The organism is Gardnerella vaginalis 1500E, from assembly GCF_000263595.1.
GTDB classification, from domain to species: Bacteria; Actinomycetota; Actinomycetes; order Actinomycetales; family Bifidobacteriaceae; genus Bifidobacterium; species Bifidobacterium vaginale_E.
The window spans coordinates 1-2,449 of the sequence record NZ_ADES01000023.1 but is presented as its reverse complement, the minus strand read 5'-3'; the positions used below and the strand labels follow the sequence as shown (position 1 = coordinate 2,449).

At 39.6% G+C, this 2,449-nt stretch carries 2 protein-coding genes and 1 pseudogene; all 3 read left to right on the top strand.

Features of this window, described 5'->3' with window-relative positions; all coding sequences use genetic code 11:
• Positions 1 to 205: 205 nt before the first annotated feature.
• On the top strand, positions 206 to 1,000 hold the full coding sequence (locus tag CGSMWGV1500E_RS00540) for an amino acid ABC transporter ATP-binding protein (RefSeq protein WP_004129450.1): 795 nt from the start codon (positions 206 to 208) through the stop codon (positions 998 to 1,000).
• A gap of 171 nt (positions 1,001 to 1,171) precedes the next feature.
• Positions 1,172 to 2,149: an ABC transporter substrate-binding protein gene (locus CGSMWGV1500E_RS00545; protein WP_004129448.1), complete on the top strand. Its 978-nt coding sequence runs from the start codon at positions 1,172 to 1,174 to the stop codon at positions 2,147 to 2,149.
• Positions 2,150 to 2,198: 49 nt separating this feature from the next.
• Positions 2,199 to 2,449 (top strand): annotated as a pseudogene (locus tag CGSMWGV1500E_RS00550) (amino acid ABC transporter permease); the annotation flags it as partial.

The following is a 2,449-nucleotide window of genomic DNA, read 5'->3' as shown; positions in this document are numbered from 1 at the left end:
GCGAGATATTGTAAAACATGCGCAATTAGACACAGATGCGGATCAGCGCGGCGACAAATCTTTGCACGCTAAGCAGAAAAATGTTAAAGGGCGTAACGACGCGGCTATGTTGGGCTTTAACGCCTAGTGGTAGCATTGCTTCATATACGAAATTTTGGTGAATAACATGAGTAATACTTTAGAAAATTACAATGAGGGAGCGAATATGACTATTAAAAATAACGAAAGCAATCTTCCCGCAGTAATCTTAAGCAACGTACAGAAATCATTCGGTAGCCTTAGTGTATTAAAAAATATTAATATAACCGTTAATCCTGGCACGGTAACTGTTATTTTAGGACCTTCCGGATCTGGTAAATCAACCTTATTGCGCTTAATTAATCAGCTTGAAACGCTTAGCGCTGGAAGTATTAGCATTTATGGCGAGCGCATTGGTGTAAAAAAAGTAACGCATAAAGGCGAGGAATGTCTTCAAGCTCTTAGCGATAAAGAGATTTCTAAGCAGCGTTCGAAGCTTGGAATGGTTTTTCAACGTTTTAACTTATTCCCTCATATGACGGCATTGGAAAATGTTATGGAAGCGCCTGTTCATGTGTTGGGAATGAGTAAGCAGGAGGCTCACGATTTAGCAATTGAAGAGCTTAAACGAGTCGGCATGGCTGAGCGAATGAATCATTATCCTGCTGAGCTTTCTGGCGGCCAGCAGCAGCGTGTGGCTATTGCGCGCGCTCTTGCTATGAAGCCGGAAATTATGTTATTTGATGAGCCGACTTCTGCTCTTGACCCTGAGCTTGTTGGTGAAGTTTTGAATGTTATGCGAAATCTTGCAAAAGATGGTATGACAATGATTGTTGTAACGCACGAAATTGGTTTTGCGCGTGAAGTTGCAGATCAAGTAGTATTTATGGATGATGGAATGGTTGTAGAGTGCGGAACTGCTGATATTATTGACAATCCGCAAACTAATCGTTTCAAAGATTTCTTGCATCACGTGCTTTAAAACTTTTACGAAGCTTTTACGAAGCTTCTAAAAGCCGCAGTAAAGTTGCAGTAAAGTTGCAGTAAAGCCGCAGTAAATCTTTTATAAAATTCAAAAGAATAGCACCGTATTGCTTTATGATTAGTGGTACAGTTGTGCATGTTCAAGTAGATATAGTTGTTAAGGGATTCTATGATTCAAGCGAATTGCGATGTTAAAAAACTTGATGTGCATCGTAAGAATAAGTGGACATTCTTAGGATCTTCTAGGTGGATGCGCTCTATTGCGGCTTTTGTTTCTGCGACTTTAATAGGATTTTCTGGAGCTTGTGGAACAACCGATGCTGTTGGCCGTGACCCTCTTCTTGACCGCTGTTACAACATTAATAGCATTAAAAAAGATGAAAAAATCGCCTCTCTTCTTCCTAAAAAACTGTTGGAAAAAGGCGAGCTTGTTATGGGAACAAACATTGGTTATGCTCCTGCAGGATTTTATGCCAGAGATGGCCGAACTGTAATCGGTTACGAAATTGATCTTAATAAAGCTTTAGCAAAATTAATGGGCTTAAAACTTACTATTGTGAATGCTCCTTTTGATGCTATCTTGCCTTCTGTTGGCAGCAAATTCGATATAGGTGTTTCTGGTTTTACAGTAAGTAAGGAAAGAGAAAAAGCCGTCGATTTTGTAACGTACGCAAATGCTGGATTGCTGTTTGTTGTTCGTAAAGGAAACCCAACAAAGGTAAGTCTTAATAATTTGTGCGGCAGAAAAGTTTCTGTACAAGTAGGCACTACCAGCGAATCGCAAATGTATAGCGCTAGAGACTTTTGTAAAGCGAGTAAAAATAGTCCTTTAGATGTTCTTGCTTTTAAAGAGCAAACAGATGCCACGACTGCTGTTGTGGCGGGTAGAGCGGATATTATGTACGCAGACACTCCTGTTTCTAGTTTTGCTATTGAGCAAACAGATAATCAGCTTGAGGCTTTGGGAACAAGCAAAGACAAGGCGCTTATGGGCATTATTATGCAAAAAGGGGATAAGCAGCTTGCTCAGGCTGTTAAAGCTGGTATTGAAAAACTTATACAAACTGGAGATTATGAAAAAATCATGAAGTCTTGGGGTGTGGAAGATATTATGGTTAAGCATCCTGAATTAAATCCTAATGTGTGATTTTCTGGTATCTTCTGATTTTGATTGAGTTTAGAGTAGTATTGTGAATATGTTTTCTAAAAAGAACAACGACGAGCGTATTCTTCCAGTTAAAAAATCGGGTCCTATTATTGCTGGCGTAATTGTTGCTCTAGTGGCCTGCTCTTTACTGTATTCTATAGCGACTAATCGTCGATTTGAGTGGAATATAGTAGCGAAATATATTATTGACGAAAATGTTCTTACTGGTATTGGTTGGACTTTGTGGCTGACTTTGCTTGCTATGGTTATTGCGATTGTGTTGGCCGTTGGTTTGGCTAC